The sequence below is a fragment of the Streptomyces sp. 2-1 genome, from assembly GCF_048564895.1.
GTDB lineage: Bacteria > Actinomycetota > Actinomycetes > Streptomycetales > Streptomycetaceae > Streptomyces > Streptomyces phaeochromogenes.
Window position 1 is genome coordinate 6,332,884 of sequence record NZ_CP183383.1, and the last position, 15,708, is coordinate 6,348,591.

A 15,708-nucleotide genomic window follows, 5' to 3' on the forward strand; every position below is an offset into this window, starting at 1 on the left:
ACGGCCTGCAGGGGGTGCCAGGTGAGTGCTTCCCGGCGTAGTGGGACCACGGACGAGCTCGGGCCGCAGGAGCCCGAGCGGGACGGGGCCGATCTGCTCGCCGCTCTGCTCGACGGGATGGACGCGGCGCTGTGCGCGTTCGACGCCGACGGAGTGGTGACGCACTGGAACCGGGAGGCGGAGCGGATCCTCGGCTGGACGGCGGCCGAGGCGGTCGGACGGCAGGGGTTCGCCGGCTGGGCCGTACGGCCCGCGGACGCCGAGGAGGTCGAGGGCCGGCTGCTCTCCGCGATGCAGGCGCCCGGACGGCAGGTCCACGAGTTCGCGCTGCTCACCAAGGACGGCGGCCGGGTGCTCGTACGGACCCAGTCGGCCGCGGTGCCGGGTCCCGACGGGAAGCCGGCCGGGGTGTACTGCGCCTTCAGCGAGGTGCATGCGCAGATCGATCTGGAGCGGTCGATCGCGCTGAGCGAGGCGCTGTTCGACGACGCCTCCTGGGGCGTCGTGCTCGTCGACGCCGATCTGCGGCCCGCCGTCGTCAACGCGCACGCGGCGCGTGCGTTCGGCGCGGGGCGTACGGCCGTACTGGGGCGCCCCCTGGGTGAGCTGCTCGCGCAGGGCGTGGAGGAGCTGGAGAGCGCCCTCACGCACGTCCTCGCGGAGGGTGCTCCGCCCGCGCCCGCCGAGATGTGGGTGGCCGTGCGGACCGCCGAGGGCGAGCAGCGGCGGTGCTGGCGCAGCGGCTTCCTGCGGCTCGCCTCCCCGCTCGCGGAGGAACCGGTTCCGCTCGGGGTGGGCTGGCTCTTCCAGGACGTGACCGAGGCCAAGCAGACCGAGCAGGAGGCGGCTCTCCTGCGGTTCAGGACCAACCAGCTGCACCGGGCCGCGCGCGCCGCCGCCGAGTGCGAGGACCCGGCCGAGGCCGCGAGCGTCCACCTCGACTTCGCGCTGGCCGGCTTCGCCGATCACGCGCTGATCGACCGGGTGGCCGGTGGCTCCGTGCCCGACGGCGAGGGTCCGGTGCGGCTCGTACGGGCCGCCGCCACGCCCTCCGGGGCGCCGGGGCCGAGCCTTCCCGCGGGGCGGGCGGGGCTGCCCGTGCGGTATGCCGACGGGCATCCGGCGCTTCAGTGTGTGGAGCGGATCGGGTCCGTGCGGGCCAGTGCGGGGGCTGCGCGGGCGGGGGCCGGGGGGAGTGAGCCGGAGCGGGCGCGTGAGTGGGCCGTTGCGCGGCAGTGGCCCGCGGACTCCGTCCATGCCCTGTGTGCGGTGTTGCGCAGTCGGGGGCGGACGTTGGGTGTCGTCACGTTTCTGCGTGGGGCCAGTCGTACGCAGTTCGAGCGGCTCGATGCCACGTATGCGGAGGATGTCGCGGTTCGGATCGCGACGGTGCTGGATCTTGGGGAGGCGTTGAGGGGGTGACGGGGTTTCTTCGCCCCCGCCGCCCTTACCCATTCCCGTCCCTGACTCAGGGGCTCCGCCCCCGAACCCCCGCATCGCGCTGAACGCGCTCGTCCTCAAACGCCGGACGGGCTGAGTGGGTGGGCGGGGCTGATGGGGGTGGGTGGGGAGATCGGCCTGAACGGCCTCGTCCTCAAACGCCGGACGGGCTGAAAGAAGGTGGCTGGGCGGGCTGGCAGGGGGGCTTTTAGGGGCGCGGGGAACTGCGCGTTCAACCACAGGCGGCCCGCACTCTCCGTACCGCCCTCCCCACGGAACCCCCTCCCACGGAACCCCTCCCGCTCAGGCCGCGCAGCGTTCAGCGGTGGTAGAAGATCCGGTCCCCGTACTCCTCGAACACGCGGCCGTTCCACTCGTGGCCGCCGTCGACGTTGCCCGAGCGCAGGAGCGGGGGCTCGATGCCGCGGTCGGCGAGGGTGCCCGCCGCGGTGGCCATGACCGCCTGGAGAAGGGCGGAGGTCACGACCGTGGAGGCCGGCGCGAACGGTGCCGGGACGGATTCGAGCGTGAGCTCCGCGTCGCCGATCGCGATCTTCGAGTCGAGGACGACGTCGCAGTGGTCCTTGAGATACGTACCCGAGGCGTTCCGGGGCTTCGTCTCTGAGGCGTACGCGACCGACGTGACCCCGATGACCTTGAGGCCCAGCGCGCGGGCGTGCATCGCCATCTCCACGGGGAGGGCGTTGCGCCCGGAGAGGGAGATGATCACGAGTACGTCGCCGGAGCGGGCCGGGCTGGTGTCGAGGACGGCGCTCGCCAGGCCGTCGACCCGTTCCAGCGCGGAGCCCAGCGTCGCCGGCACGACGTCCACCCCGACGGCACCCGGCACGGCGAGCAGGTTCATCAGCGCGAGGCCGCCCGCCCGGTACACCAGGTCCTGCGCGGCCAGCGACGAGTGCCCGGCGCCGAACGCGAAGAGCCGCCCGCCGTCGGCGACCGTGTCGGCGATCAGCGTCCCGGCGGCCTCGACGGCCCCGGCCTCCTCGTCCCGCACCCGCTGCAGCAGGCCGATCGCGGCGTCGAAGAACTGCCCGGCCAGCTTGCTGTCGCCCATGCGCGAAGCCCTCTCTCCCCGTCCACACCGGTCGTGTCGCGGATCACGTTGCGGTCTGGACCAGTGCTGTGTCAATACGGTCGGCAGGGGCGACACTGGGTGCTGAGGGCCCCCGTTCCCGCCCGGCCGAGCTCATGATCCGGCCGTTCGCGCCGGCACTCGTCACCACGCGGTTTCACCTGCGCGGCACGGTTGTCAGTGGGATGCGTCAGAATTGGTGCCAGGGCCAGCGCACACGCCGGTGAGCCACTCAGCCTCCGGCAGAGCTAATCGAGGGGCACGTATGTCCGGACTGATCGACACCACGGAGATGTATCTCCGCACCATCCTCGAGCTGGAGGAGGAAGGTGTGGTCCCCATGCGCGCCCGGATCGCCGAGCGGCTCGACCAGAGCGGGCCGACGGTCAGCCAGACCGTGGCACGCATGGAGCGCGACGGCCTGGTGTCCGTCGCCAGCGACCGGCACCTGGAGCTCACGGACGAGGGCCGCCGCCTCGCGACGCGCGTGATGCGCAAGCACCGCCTCGCCGAGTGTCTGCTCGTCGACGTGATCGGTCTGGAGTGGGAGCAGGTGCACGCCGAGGCCTGCCGCTGGGAGCACGTGATGAGCGAGGCGGTCGAGCGGCGCGTGCTCGAACTGCTGCGCCACCCCACCGAGTCGCCGTACGGCAACCCGATCCCGGGCCTGGAGGAGCTGGGCGAGAAGGACGGGGCGGACCCGTTCCTGGACGCGGGCATGGTCTCGCTGGCCGATCTCGACCCCGGGATCGACGGCAAGACGGTCGTCGTCCGTCGCATCGGTGAGCCGATCCAGACGGACGCGCAGCTGATGTACACGCTGCGGAGGGCGGGCGTGCAGCCCGGGTCCGTCGTCAGCGTGACGGAGTCCGCGGGTGGGGTCCTGGTCGGCAGTGGCGGTGAGGCGGCGGAGCTGGAGTCGGACGTCGCGTCGCACGTTTTCGTCGCCAAGCGGTAGCGCTCCGCTCCGCTTGGGGCGCGTTGTTCGGCCGCGGGGCGGTGAGGGCTTGTCCCGCCCACGCGGCGGAGCCGTCTGTGGAGTCGTTTGCGGAGTCGTGCGCGGAGTCGTGTGGCGATACAGCCCGCGGCGCCTGCCAGGGGCACCGCTCGTGTGCCCTGCCCGTTTGGTGAACCCACCGTCAACTCCCGTAACACACAACCCAGTTGTCCCACCTCGGTGTTCGCTCAGAAATGAAGATTCAGTGTGCGGAATCGCAGCGGTCGGGCCGTTTGCGTGCGAGGCTGTCGCGAGAGGCATATGACCTGAGGGCTCTTGACCGTGGCGGCAGCGGCGCCGGTGCGCGGTCGGGGAGGGGGCGGGAGGATGTGCCGCGGACGTAAGGAGGGCCCCGGCGCCCTGAGGCGCCGGGGCCTGTCCTCCCCTGTGCTGACCCGGAGCCCCGAGCTCCCAGGGTCATTCCCCACGGACCGTTTTCCCCGAGCGGCCCGCCTCCCGTTGAAGATCTCCCCTCGGCGGCGGCGGTCAATCCTTGAGCGAGGTCACTCGAAGGAGGGGTGTTGCCGCCAAGACCCCCATCTTCGAATGCGCATTCGATAGCGTATGGGTGACGGAACCACTACGGATTACGCAGGAAGAACCAGCAGGAGCACCGGTACGACCAGCGGTACGAGTGGACCGGCCGGTTCGTGCGGGACGACCCGGCCGAGCGGATCAAGGGGGGTGCCAACGGATGGTGCGGCGCATCGACGTGAGCGGTGCGGGTGGCGTACGCCTCGCCGCCTGGGAGTTCGCCGACTCTCCCAAGATCGACCCTCCGAGGGGCGACCCCTCCGGGACCGGCACCCCGTCCGGTGAAGCCGGGACCGGGATCACGCCCGGGGAGATCGAGCGTGCGCCCGGCGTGCTGTTACTGCACGGCCTCATGGGCCGTGCATCCCACTGGGCGCCCACCGCCCGCTGGCTCTCCGAGCGGCATCGCGCCGTCGCGCTCGACCAGCGGGGCCACGGCCAGAGCGAAAAGCCGCCCGAGGCCGCCTACACCCGCGGGGCGTACGTCGAGGACGCCGAGGCCGCCCTCGAACAGCTGGACCTCGGCCCGGCCGTCCTCATCGGCCACGCCATGGGCGCCCTGACCGCCTGGCAGCTCGCCGCCAAGCGACCCGACCTCGTGCGCGGCCTGGTCATCTGCGACATGCGGGCCTCGGCGCTGGGAGCCGCCTCGCAGCGCGAGTGGGAGAACTGGTTCAAGGCCTGGCCGGTCCCGTTCGCCACACTCGCCGACGTACGGAAGTGGTTCGGCGAGGACGACCCCTGGGTGGAGCGCCCGAACCCCTCGCGCGGTGAGTTCTACGCCGAGGTGATGGCCGAGTCGCCGGACGGCTGGCGGCCCGTCTTCGAGCCCGAGCAGATGCTCAAGTCCCGCGAGACGTGGGTGTACGACGCGCACTGGGAGGAGCTGACACAGGTCCAGTGCCCCGCTCTCGTCGTCCGCGGCCTCGACGGCGAGCTCGGCCGGGCCGAGTCCCAGGAGATGGTCCGCGTCCTGCCGAACGGGCAGTACGCGGAGGTGGCCGACGCGGGGCATCTCGTCCACTACGACCAGCCGGAGGCGTGGCGCGCGGCCGTCGAGCCCTTCCTGGACGAGGCGCTCCGCTAGGCCGCCTGGATATAGATGGCGCCGTCGTGCCGCGGGTTGTTCGTTCGCCCGCGGCTCGGTGGGGGCTGGTCGCGCAGTTCCCCGCGCCCCCAAAAGACTGCGCAGTTCCCCGCGCCCCTTAAAAGCCAAAAGATTGCGCAGTTCCCCGCGCCCCTAAGGAACGGGGCGCGGGCCCATGTCCAGGTCGGTCAGCCCTTGCTCACCGCCGCCAGGATCTCCGGCAGTTGCCGTGCCGTTCGTGGGGCGGAGAGGTGGAGGCCCGCCAGGGCGATCGCCGCTCCGTAGGCGGTGCCGATCGGGAGGAGCAGCCACGTCCAGCTGTCGCCGTCCGACGAGACGTTCAGCCAGATGGTGAGGGTGATGACGGGCGCGCACAGCAGGGCCGCCGCGATCATGCCGCCGAAGATCGAGAATCCGGCGAGGCTCGCCTGGCCGGGAGCGACGCTCTTGTAGCTCTCCTGCGGGATCGAGTACGGGAAGCGGGCGGAGGACCAGGCGCCGGTCGCCAGCATCGCGCCGAGCAGTGCGAAGGACAGGCCGAACACCTCGGGCAGCGAGCGCCAGTCGCCGAGCAGCGCCGTCGTCAGGACGCACACGAGGGCCGCGTACGGAAGAGTGATCACCAGGAGCGCCAACGCCCGTGCCCGCAGCTCGACATACGCGTCCCGGGTCGACGAGATCGTCATCGCGACCGTCCAGAACGCGGACGTGTCCTGCCCGAACTGGTTGTACATCTGGATGCCGAGCATGCCCGCCGCGAAGCACGCGAAGTAGATCGAGCCGGTGCCCTGCAGCGCGTTGAACACCGGCACGATCAGACCGATCGCGAGCGAGGTCACCCACGCGGCCTTGGTCTTCGGATCCCGCCACACGTACCGCAGGCTGCGCTCCATGACCGTGCCCGTGCGCCCCTCGGGCAGCAGCCGGCCGAGCCCGGAGGAGCGGCCCGCCTTGTCCCGGGAGGGCTCGGCGGCCTGCAGTGTCGAGCCGTCGGGCGAGGTCATCAGCCGGGTCAGACTCCGCTGCCAGAAGGCCAGCAGCACCGCCAGCGCCACCCCGCTCAGGGCGAGCTGGGCGAGACCGACGGCGTACGAGCCCTCGCTGACGGAGTCCACCGCGCCGAGCGCCGACGCGGGCGGTACCCAGCGGATCACGTCGGCGGCCGGGTCCAGCGTGGACATGCCCGACGAATTGAGCTTCTGCGCCCCGAAGTTGACGACCTGCGCGCCCACCGCGATCACCAGACCGCTCAGCACGGCCAGGTCACGGCCCTTGCGGCTGGTCAGCAGCCGGGTGTTGGCGGCCGCGACGGTCCGCGCGAGGGCCACGCACACCAGGAGCGCGAGGACGACCGCGACGACTCCGGTGACGTACGCCGCGGCCCCGTGCGCCATCGCGATCACCGAACCGACGAGCAGGCACAGTGTGAACAGCGGGCCTATGCCGACGAGCGAGGCCACCAGCAACGCCCGTACGAGCGGCTGCGGGCGCAGCGGCAGCATCACCAGGCGGGTCGGGTCGAGGGTCTCGTCGCCGCCGGAGAAGAAGAGCGGCATCACGGCCCAGCCGAGCGCCAGCACGGTGGTGAGCAGCACCGTCACGGTCATCGCGTAGGTGTTGCCGCGCAGCGCGATCAGCCCGATGAGCTGGAGCGCGGCGAACAGCAGCACGATGACGAGCGACGCCACGTACACGGCCCGCCGCCCCGCCGACTGCCGCAGCCCGTTGCGCAGCAGCGACAGCTTGAGGCGTACGACGACGGGGGTGATGGAGGCGGTCGAGGTGGCGGGGGCCTTCGTGGCGGTCGCGGCGCTCATCGGGCGCCGCCGCCCAGCCAGTCGAGGTCGGAGCCGGTGTCGCGGGCGTTCGCCCCGACGAGTTCGAGGAAGGCCTGCTGGAGGGAGGGCGCCTCGCCGCGCACCTCGGTGAGCGGGCCGTGGGCGCGGATGCGGCCCGCGGCCATCACGGCGACCCAGTCGCACAGCGACTCGACGAGCTCCATCACGTGGGAGGAGAAGACGACGGTCGCGCCGGAGGCGGTGTAGCGCTCCAGGACTCCGCGGATCGTCTGCGCGGAGACCGGGTCGACGCCCTCGAACGGCTCGTCCAGGAACAGCACTTCCGGGTTGTGCAGCAGGGCCGCCGCGAGCCCGATCTTCTTGCGCATGCCGGTCGAGTAGTCGACGACGAGTTTGTGCTGGGCGCCGGCGAGGTCGAGCACGTCGAGCAGCTGGGTGGCCCGCTTGTCGACCTCGGCACCGGGCAGTCCGCGCAGCCGCCCCGTGTACGCGAGGAGTTCCCGCCCGGAGAGCCGTTCGAAGAGCCGCAGTCCCTCGGGCAGGACCCCGATCCGGGCCTTGACCTCCACGGGGTCGCGCCACACGTCGTGTCCTACGACCTCAACGGACCCCTGATCGGGCCGCAGCAGCCCGGTCACCATCGACAGAGTCGTGGTCTTGCCCGCCCCGTTGGGCCCGACCAGCCCGATGAACTGCCCCGCGGGCAACTCCAGATCGATCCCCGCGACGGCGACCTGCTCCCCGAACCGCTTCCAAAGCCCCCGCACCCGCACGGCCACCGCGTCGTTCACCCGCACTCCCTCCGTCATGCAGGGCACGATACGGGGGCCGGTGCCCCTTTAGGGGCGCGGGGAACTGCGCAGTCCTTCAGTAGCCAAAACGCCGCCCTACCGACGAGCATCCCGCCCGCAGGCGTAGGCCAAGGGCGAGATCAGCTCCTCCGCGTCCGGCAGCCACCGATTCGCGGGAGTCGGCCGGCAGGCCCACTGCACGGCCCCCCGCGCCCCGAACCGCGTGGGCGGCGCGGCCACATACGTACCTTCGCCCAGCACGTTCAGATCAAGAGAGGCGAGCGGCCACCCGAGCTTGCGCACAAGATCGGGCACCTTCGCGGCGGCACCCGGCAACACGAAGAACTGCATCCGCCGATCCGGCGTACACGTCACAGGGCCGAGCGTCAGCTCCATCCGCCTCATCCGGGCGAGCGCGAGAAAACCCGAGGTCTCGGGGACGTCGATCGCGTCGAACGTCCGCCCCGTGGGCAGCAGGATCGACGCCGAGGGCTGCTTCGCCCACAGCCGACGCGCGACGGTCGCACTGCCCGTGGCCTGCGTCGCCCAGTCCTCGCGCGCCGGATGCGCGCCGGGCAGGGCGCACGAGGGGTCGCCGCACGAGCAGCGCTGCACCCCGTCGGCGGCTTCCAGCCAAGTGCCTGGGAACACGTCCCAATGGCGCTCTTCGGCATAGCGCACGGCGATGTCCTGCAGCGACTCGCCTCGCTGCTTGGGGATCTGGGCGGTCTCGGTGCCTGCGATCGTCTCTTCCACGCTGAACTCAACTCCCCCACCCACCAGGGGTTACGGCTCACCCGCGCGCGGGGGAGGAGCACCGATTCCACACGTGGGGCGCATGGATGCATCTGTGGGGGCGCGCATGGGAGGCGGCAGCGGGTGGTGGGTAGCCACCGGAGGGGCGGGCAGCAGCCTTTACCCCGGCAATCCTCACATGTCTCGCATCTTCGGTATGTCCGCGGGGCATTGATCTTCGAGGCCGGATCTTTTCGCTCCCCGACAGGGGTGCGGGAGGTCCCGGTCACTGAGGACCGTCAACTCGGTGCGTGGGCAGGCACCGCAGCCACAGGGGGTACGCCAATGGCCGCAAGGCCTCTCGTCGCGCGGCAGCCGAACGAACGACTGCAGGCGCTCATCCAGGAAGCGGGCTGTTCCAACGCCGGGCTGGCCCGCCGGGTCAACATGTGCGGCGCGGAGCACGGTCTCGATCTGCGCTACGACAAGACGTCCGTGGCGCGCTGGCTGCGGGGACAGCAGCCGCGTGGCCGGGCGCCCGCGATCATCGCCGAGGCGCTCGGCCGCAAGCTGGGCCGGACCGTCACGATCGACGAGATCGGCATGGCGAACGGCAAGAACCTCGCCTCCGGTGTGGGGCTGCAGTTCTCGCCGACCGTCCTCGGGGCCATCGAGCAGGTCTGCGAGCTGTGGCGCAGCGACGTGGGGCGGCGGGACTTCCTGTCGGGCTCGTCCGTCGCTGCCTCCGCGCTCGTCGAGCCGAGCCGGGACTGGCTGATCTCCTCGCCGGACGCGCAGGTGTCGCGTGCGGCCGGGCCACGGGTCGGGCAGTCCGACGTGGCGGCGGTGAGCGCGATGACCCAGGCGCTGGTCGACCTCGACCACCAGTACGGCAGCGGGCACGTACGCCCGGTCGTCGTGCACTACCTGAACAGCGTCGTCTCCGGACTGCTCGCGGGCTCGTACCGGGAAGCGGTCGGGCGTGAACTCTTCGCGGCGGTCGCACGGTTGACGGAGCTGGCCGGCTACATGGCGGTCGACACCGGGCAGCCGGGGCTCGCGCAGCGGTACTACATCCAGGCGCTGCGGCTCGCGCAGGCGGCGGGCGACCGTGGGTACGGCGGGTACGTGCTCGCCGCGTCCATGAGCCACCTGGCCGCGCAGCTCGGGAATCCGCGGGAGATCGCGCAGTTGGCGCGGGCGGCGCAGGAGGGGGCGCGCGGGCGGGTCACACCGCGCGCGGAGTCGATGTTCCACGCCGCGGAGGCGCGGGGGCACGCGTTGATGGGTGACGCGCGCTCGGCCCAGGCGGCGTCCGGGCGGGCCGTGGCGGCGCTGGAGCAGGCCGATCCGGATTCCGGCGACGACCCGCGGTGGATCGCGCACTTCGACGAGGCGTATCTGGCCGACGAGTTGGCGCATTGTCACCGGGACCTCGGACAGTCGGAGGCAGCCGCGCGATGCGCTCAGGAATCCCTCGCCGGGCACCCCGAGACGCGCGCGAGGCGCCGCGCCATCGGGTACGTACTGCTGGCCACCGCACAGGTCCAGCAGCGCGAGATCGAGCAGGCCTGCCACACGGGTCTACGCGCGGTCGAACTGCTCGGCACGCTGCGCTCCAACCGCGGGGCGGAGTATCTGGACGACCTCCAACAGCGCCTGGAGCCCTACCGGGACGAGCCGGTGGTACGGGAGTTCGGGGCGCGCATGGAGTTGCAGGCGGCGGCCTGATCCGCCGGACGGGCGCGAGGTCTACGCGGGAGTGAACGCGGGGTGAACGGAGGGCTGTGAGGCGAAAGGAGGCATAAACAGCGTCTTGGGGGGCGGATTCGTTACTGCCGCCCCCGGAGACGGCTGTCACGACCTGTGCTGCGTGGCATCGGGTTGTGGGGACCCGGTAGCGTGAACCGACGATTCCGAAGGTCCCCCATTCGTAGGAGTCCCGGTGACGCACAACGGACAGGGCGACGAGCCCTCGGCGCGGCCCGCGCACGAAGGCATCGTGCTGCCGTCCGACGGCGGCGAGCCCCTCCTGCCGGGCCAGACGGGCGACCGCGCCGTTCCGGCGGGCGGTCAGGCCTGGGACCAGCCGTGGGGTCCGGGACCCGCCCAGGGGGCCTCTCCGGAGCCCGGACAGGGTTGGACGCCGACCGGTGAATGGGGTAATGCGGGCCAGGACCAGGGTCAGGGCGCGCAGGCGCCCGGCTGGGGCACGCAGCACACGGGCCAGGGCGGGGCCGCGCCGGCCTCGGACGCGCCCCCGCAGATATCGAGTTGGACCGCCCCTCAGACGCCGGACCCGGGAGCCCAGGCTCCGGCCTGGGACGGGTCGGCCCCAGGCGCAGGTACCGGCGCCGGTGCGCAGGGCGGATACGCCGGGCAGCCGTCGCAGTACGCCGATCCGACGGCCCAGTACGGGGCGCAGGGCACGGCGGGCGGCCCCTGGGGCGGCCCGCAGGCGCCGAACAGTGGCGGCGGCCAGCTTCCGCCGCAGACCGCCGGAGCGGGCTCCGTGCCCCAGCAGGGGTCGGGCGCCGGTGCGCCCCTCCCGCACGAGGGTGCGCCGACGAACGGGTACGGCGCCCCGCAGACTCCGGGTGCGTACGCTCCCGGGAACCCGCAGGCACACGCTCAAGGCCCTGCCGGAGCGCAGGCTCAGGGCCCGTACGCTCCCGGGAACGCGCAGGCACACGGGCAGGGCCCCGCCGGGGCGCAGGCTCCGGGTGGTTACGGCTATCCGCAGGCCCACGGTGGCCAGGCGGCGCCCCAGCCGCAGCCGCAGGGCGGTTCCGCCGAGTCGGGGGCTCCCGGTGGCTACGGCTACCCGCAGGCTCCCGGTGGTCAGACGCCCGCGTCGTACGCCCCCGGTGGTCAGACTGCCGCGCCGCTGCCGCCAGTTGGTGCCGGTGGGGGTGCCGGTGCGATGCCGCCCGTCGCCGCCATGGACGAGGGCGCGACCCAGTACCTGCCGCCGGTTCCCGCCGCGCCGTCCGTCGACGAGGGCGCCACACAGCTCCTTCCCCCGGTGGGTCCCGGTGCGCTGCCGCCCGAGATGCCTCCCGCGGGGGCTGCCCCCGCGGGGATGTCCTCCGACTCCACGCGGTACCTCGGCCGGGTCCGGCCGGACGGGCCGGGACCGGCGTCCGCAGGCAACGGCGCCGGACCCCTGCCTCCCGCCGTCGACCCCGACGCCCAGCCCACGCAGTTCATCGCGCCCGTACCGGCCCAGCCCGGCGCCGCGCAGTACGGGGTGCGCCCGGGCGTACCCGAGGAGCGGCAGCCGCCCGCCGACTTCGACAACCTCTTCCGGGCCGACGCCGGAGGCTCCACGCAGCAGTTGCCCCGAGTCGACCAGCCGCGCGGGAGACAGGGCGCCGCGGCCGGTTTCGGCACCCCGAACCGTCCCGGTGCCCCCGGCGGCCCGGGCGTACCCGAGGGTCCCGCAGGTCGCGGCGGACGCCGAGGCGCGGCGGACGGTGACAACGGCCGCGGTGGCCGCACCCGTTCCCGCGTGCCCGTGATCGCCGCGGTCGGCGTGGGCATCGCCGTACTCGGCATCGGCGCGGGCGCCCTGCTCAGCGGCGGCGGGGGCGACGACGGCGGCGACGACAACAAGACGGTGGCGGCGACCGCGCCCGCCACGGACGACTCGGCCTCCGCGTCCGCCGACCCGGCCAAGGCGCAGGCCGTGGCCCTGGACAAGCTCCTGGCGGACAGCGGCGACAGCCGTGACTCGGTGGTCAAGGCCGTCGGCAACGTACGCAAGTGCGCCAACCTGGGCCAGGCGGCGACCGATCTGCGCAACGCGGCCAAGCAGCGCGACGGCCTGGTCACCAGCCTCGCGGACCTCTCCGTCGACAAGCTGCCCAACAACGCGCAGCTGACCGCCGCGCTCAACAGCGCCTGGAAGGCCTCCTCCGCGGCGGACACCCACTACGCGGCCTGGGCCGACCAGACCGCGGGCAAGAAGGGCTGCCGCAAGGGCCAGGCCCGCAACACGGGCCAGACCGCGGCGGGCAACCGGGAGAGCGGCACCGCGACCACGCAGAAGGCCAAGGCCGCGAAGCTGTGGAACTCCATCGCCCAGACCTACGGACTGACGGAGCGCCAGCCCGGCCAGCTGTGACCGGTCGGGCCGACCACGGCGTCGGCGGAGGTCGGCCCCGGCGCCCGGTGGGTGCCGGCCGGTTCTTCAGGACGTTTCCGTGTTCTCCAGCACCTTCGACACGTTCACGAACCCCTTGCGGGCCGAGACCAGTTGGCCCTTGCGCACCACCTGGAACGACACGTCCGAGTTGACCAGCCGGGGGAAGCCGCTCACCGCGGTCAGATCGTCGAAGCTCCAGCTGAGCGTCGGCGTCAGCCCGCCCGTGTTGATCTTCAGACCGTCGTCGAGCGTCCGCCGGAGCGTGCGCGAGGACACCTCGCCGTCGCCCAGCGACTCGATCGTCTTCTTCAGCACCGTGTAGGCGACCCAGGTCGTCTGCACCCCGGGGTCGGACTCGTCGATCCGGTTGTCGCCGAAGGCCTCCTCGCGGATGACGTCGCGCATCGGCTTCCACCGCTTGTCGCGCGACGCCGGGTACCAGCCGGTGACGTACGAGCCCTCGTACGCGCTGCCCGTCGCGTCGATCACCGACTGGTCGACGCTGCCCAGCACGGACGCCGTCCGCACCGTCGGGTACGCCTCGCGGGCACGCCGGAACGAGTCCATGAAGGTGTCCGTGCGGTCCCCGAGCGCGGGCACCACACACCCCTCCTCCGTCGGATCCGCCGTGACCCGCCGCAGCGCCTGGTCGGCGTGGCCCGAGTACTCCGTGGCGTCCTCGGCGGCCCGCTGGTCGACGGCGGCCTTGTGCCCCGCGGCGCTCAGGCCCGAGTCGAGCAGCACGGGCAGTTCGTCGCCGGCGATCGTGTCGGGGCGTACGAGGGTGACGGGGCCGCAGTTCCTGGCGAGCTGCTGTCCGAGGCCGGCCAGGAGGGCGGGCTGGCCGCCGTTGACCGGGTAGGAGAGCGGGCTGGTGAACTCGTCGTCGGTGACGCCGTACCCGCCGAGATACGGGATGCCGGCCGCCTCCAGCGGGGAGAAGAAGGAGCGGGCGTGCTGGCTGTACGAGCCGACGACCGCGACGACGTTCTCGTCGACCGCCCGGCGGGCGCAGTTCGCGGCGGACACCGTGTCGTTGTGGTCGTTGCAGGTGAGGACCTTCAGCTTGCGGCCGTTGATGCCGCCCTTGGAGTTGATCCAGCGCGCGTACGCCAGTGCCAGGGCGGGCATACCGGGCTTGTTGGTCGCCTTCGTCTCCTCCGGCGCCCATGTCATCACCGTGATCGGGTCGTCCCCGGAACCCCCCGTGGTACCGGGGACGACACCGCATCCGACGGCTATCGACGCACACGCCGCCAACGCGCCCGCGGACAGCACTCTGGCCCTGGCGGGACGGTGGTGGGCGGGGAGGAGGGTGCGGGTGCGTCGCCTGCCGGTCATGGACACGCACGATTCCGTCACATCGCTACGGCAGGTGTGACCCATGGTCAACGCTTGGTGACCAGAAGGTGAACTCCGGGGTGCGGGGCGGGACGAATCGGCGAGAACGTACGATCGGTGACCGTGCAAGGTTCGGAGAACTCTTCCCGTCGCGGGCGTCGCTCATCCACCATGGGCGGCATGCCACTGAACGACATGCCGTGGTGGCGCTGGCGCAGCAATGTGCGCTCCGCGCTGCACATGCTTTCCGACACCGAGTTCCAGCGAGGGGTCTGGCTCGCGGGGGTCGACGGGTACGGGGATGTGACCGACGCCGTCTATCGCCTCGTCGAGGACACCTGGCTGGACAACTGGTCCGCCGAGAAATACGTGGGGACGATCTTCCGGGACTCTCAGGAGGCGGCCCTCGTCGATTCCGCTGTGCTTCGGGTGTTGCGGATCATGCATCAGGTGGGGCCTGATGCTGCCGTCTCCGTCTATCTCGAACATCAGGGGTGGCCCGAGGCCGTGCGGGCTGCTCGGGATGCGCACGTTCGGATGGCGGTGAGCGATGGGGAGGATCCCGATGTGCAGCCTCGGACGCTTGAGGTTCTGCGGATCATGACCCGGTCTGCCTGAGGTTCCGCGCCCCCCTGAGGGGCCCGGCCGGCAGTCCGGCAGGCGGGACGTGTGGTCTGGCTCGGCCCGACTTATGGGACCCTGGCGGGCATGAATGAGCAGTCCGTGACCGAGCAGTACGTCCTTACGCTTTCCTGTCCTGACAAGCAGGGCATCGTGCACGCCGTGTCGAGTTATCTCTTCATGACCGGGTGCAACATCGAGGACAGTCAGCAGTTCGGTGACCATGACACGGGGCTGTTCTTCATGCGGGTCCACTTCTCGGCGGAGTCGCCGGTGACGGTGGAGAAGCTGCGGGCCAGCTTCGCGGCGATCGGTGACTCCTTCCAGATGGAGTGGCAGATCCACCGGGCCGAGGACCGGATGCGGGTCGTGCTGATGGTCAGCAAGTTCGGGCATTGTTTGAATGATCTGCTGTTTCGGGCTCGGATCGGGGCGCTTCCCGTTGAGATCGCGGCCGTGGTTTCCAATCACACGGATTTCGCTGAGCTTGTGGCTTCGTATGATGTGCCGTTTCACCATATTCCGGTCAACAAGGACAACAAGGCGCAGGCCGAGGCGCAGTTGCTGGAGTTGGTGCGGGAGCAGGGTGTCGAGCTGGTTGTGCTCGCTCGGTATATGCAGGTGCTCTCCGATGATCTTTGCAAGCAGTTGAGCGGGCGGATTATTAATATCCATCACTCGTTCCTGCCTAGCTTCAAGGGCGCGAAGCCTTATCACCAGGCGCACGTTCGTGGTGTGAAGCTGATCGGTGCCACCGCGCACTATGTGACGGCCGACCTCGATGAGGGGCCGATCATCGAGCAGGAGGTCGAGCGGGTGGGGCACCAGGTCACGCCGGAGCAGCTTGTCGCTGTGGGGCGGGACGTGGAGTGCCAGGCGCTCGCTCGGGCCGTGAAGTGGCATGCGGAGCGGCGGATTCTGTTGAACGGGCGTCGGACCGTCGTTTTCGACTGAGGCGTTGCGCCTCTGAGGTGTGTTGCGCCTCGCTCTGTCGTGGGGGCGCGGGCCGCGCCGGTACGTCGAGTCCGCCGCGGCGGGGTGTACGGCTGTTGGTTTCCAGCAGAGCCGTTCCTGGAGGAGCCGTATGCGGCGGACTTTCGACGTACCGGCACGGCCCGCGCCC

12 protein-coding genes are annotated in these 15,708 nt (G+C 71.6%); 7 read left to right on the forward strand and 5 right to left on the reverse strand.

The genetic code is table 11. The features are described from left to right. Nucleotides 1-21: 21 nt before the first annotated feature. Nucleotides 22-1,422 carry a PAS domain-containing protein gene (locus tag ACN20J_RS28125; RefSeq protein ID WP_419667070.1) on the forward strand — a complete coding sequence of 467 codons (1,401 nt, stop codon included), beginning with the start codon at nucleotides 22-24 and terminating at the stop codon, nucleotides 1,420-1,422. A 337-nt stretch (nucleotides 1,423-1,759) separates the two neighbouring features. On the opposite strand, the gene ACN20J_RS28130 is transcribed toward ACN20J_RS28125, so the two are convergent. Beyond that, nucleotides 1,760-2,515 (reverse strand): SIS domain-containing protein, encoded by a 756-nt coding sequence (locus ACN20J_RS28130; RefSeq protein WP_190228992.1) that lies wholly within the window; start codon nucleotides 2,513-2,515, stop codon nucleotides 1,760-1,762. Between the two features lie 283 nt (nucleotides 2,516-2,798). Here ACN20J_RS28130 and ACN20J_RS28135 point away from each other — a divergent pair, with 283 nt between their 5' ends. Both ACN20J_RS28135 and ACN20J_RS28140 read left to right on the forward strand, forming a co-directional pair. Beyond that, nucleotides 2,799-3,491: a metal-dependent transcriptional regulator gene (locus ACN20J_RS28135; RefSeq protein ID WP_055617883.1), complete on the forward strand. Its 693-nt coding sequence runs from the start codon at nucleotides 2,799-2,801 to the stop codon at nucleotides 3,489-3,491. A gap of 733 nt (nucleotides 3,492-4,224) precedes the next feature. Beyond that, nucleotides 4,225-5,151, forward strand: a complete 927-nt coding sequence (locus tag ACN20J_RS28140) for an alpha/beta fold hydrolase (protein WP_189836909.1) — start codon at nucleotides 4,225-4,227, stop codon at nucleotides 5,149-5,151. A 188-nt stretch (nucleotides 5,152-5,339) separates the two neighbouring features. On the opposite strand, the gene ACN20J_RS28145 is transcribed toward ACN20J_RS28140, so the two are convergent. The 3 genes from ACN20J_RS28145 to ACN20J_RS28155 form a co-directional block, all read right to left on the reverse strand. After that, nucleotides 5,340-6,968 carry a transporter gene (locus tag ACN20J_RS28145; RefSeq protein ID WP_419667071.1) on the reverse strand — a complete coding sequence of 543 codons (1,629 nt, stop codon included), beginning with the start codon at nucleotides 6,966-6,968 and terminating at the stop codon, nucleotides 5,340-5,342. Continuing rightward, entirely contained in the window at nucleotides 6,965-7,759 is a 795-nt protein-coding gene (locus tag ACN20J_RS28150) for an ABC transporter ATP-binding protein (protein ID WP_189836911.1), read from the reverse strand. Before ACN20J_RS28150 ends, ACN20J_RS28145 begins: the two co-directional genes overlap by 4 nt. 78 nt (nucleotides 7,760-7,837) lie before the next feature. Further along, nucleotides 7,838-8,497: a bifunctional DNA primase/polymerase gene (locus ACN20J_RS28155; protein WP_189836912.1), complete on the reverse strand. Its 660-nt coding sequence runs from the start codon at nucleotides 8,495-8,497 to the stop codon at nucleotides 7,838-7,840. A gap of 324 nt (nucleotides 8,498-8,821) precedes the next feature. Between ACN20J_RS28155 and ACN20J_RS28160 the strand changes: the two genes are divergently transcribed. Together ACN20J_RS28160 and ACN20J_RS28165 are read left to right on the forward strand one after the other, a co-directional pair. Then, nucleotides 8,822-10,207 carry a transcriptional regulator gene (locus tag ACN20J_RS28160; RefSeq protein WP_189836913.1) on the forward strand — a complete coding sequence of 462 codons (1,386 nt, stop codon included), beginning with the start codon at nucleotides 8,822-8,824 and terminating at the stop codon, nucleotides 10,205-10,207. 214 nt (nucleotides 10,208-10,421) lie between these two features. Then, nucleotides 10,422-12,602 (forward strand): hypothetical protein, encoded by a 2,181-nt coding sequence (locus ACN20J_RS28165; RefSeq protein WP_419667072.1) that lies wholly within the window; start codon nucleotides 10,422-10,424, stop codon nucleotides 12,600-12,602. Between the two features lie 66 nt (nucleotides 12,603-12,668). Here ACN20J_RS28165 and ACN20J_RS28170 read toward each other — a convergent pair whose 3' ends face one another. Further along, nucleotides 12,669-13,964 carry an ABC transporter substrate-binding protein gene (locus tag ACN20J_RS28170; RefSeq protein ID WP_419667073.1) on the reverse strand — a complete coding sequence of 432 codons (1,296 nt, stop codon included), beginning with the start codon at nucleotides 13,962-13,964 and terminating at the stop codon, nucleotides 12,669-12,671. 117 nt (nucleotides 13,965-14,081) lie between these two features. On the opposite strand from ACN20J_RS28170, the gene ACN20J_RS28175 reads away from it, so the two are divergent. Together ACN20J_RS28175 and purU are read left to right on the forward strand one after the other, a co-directional pair. After that, complete coding sequence (locus tag ACN20J_RS28175) at nucleotides 14,082-14,582, forward strand: SCO4402 family protein (protein WP_269654783.1); 501 nt, start codon at nucleotides 14,082-14,084, stop codon at nucleotides 14,580-14,582. Nucleotides 14,583-14,672: 90 nt separating this feature from the next. Further along, nucleotides 14,673-15,539, forward strand: a complete 867-nt coding sequence (gene purU / locus ACN20J_RS28180) for a formyltetrahydrofolate deformylase (RefSeq protein WP_189836917.1) — start codon at nucleotides 14,673-14,675, stop codon at nucleotides 15,537-15,539. Nucleotides 15,540-15,708: the final 169 nt, after the last annotated feature.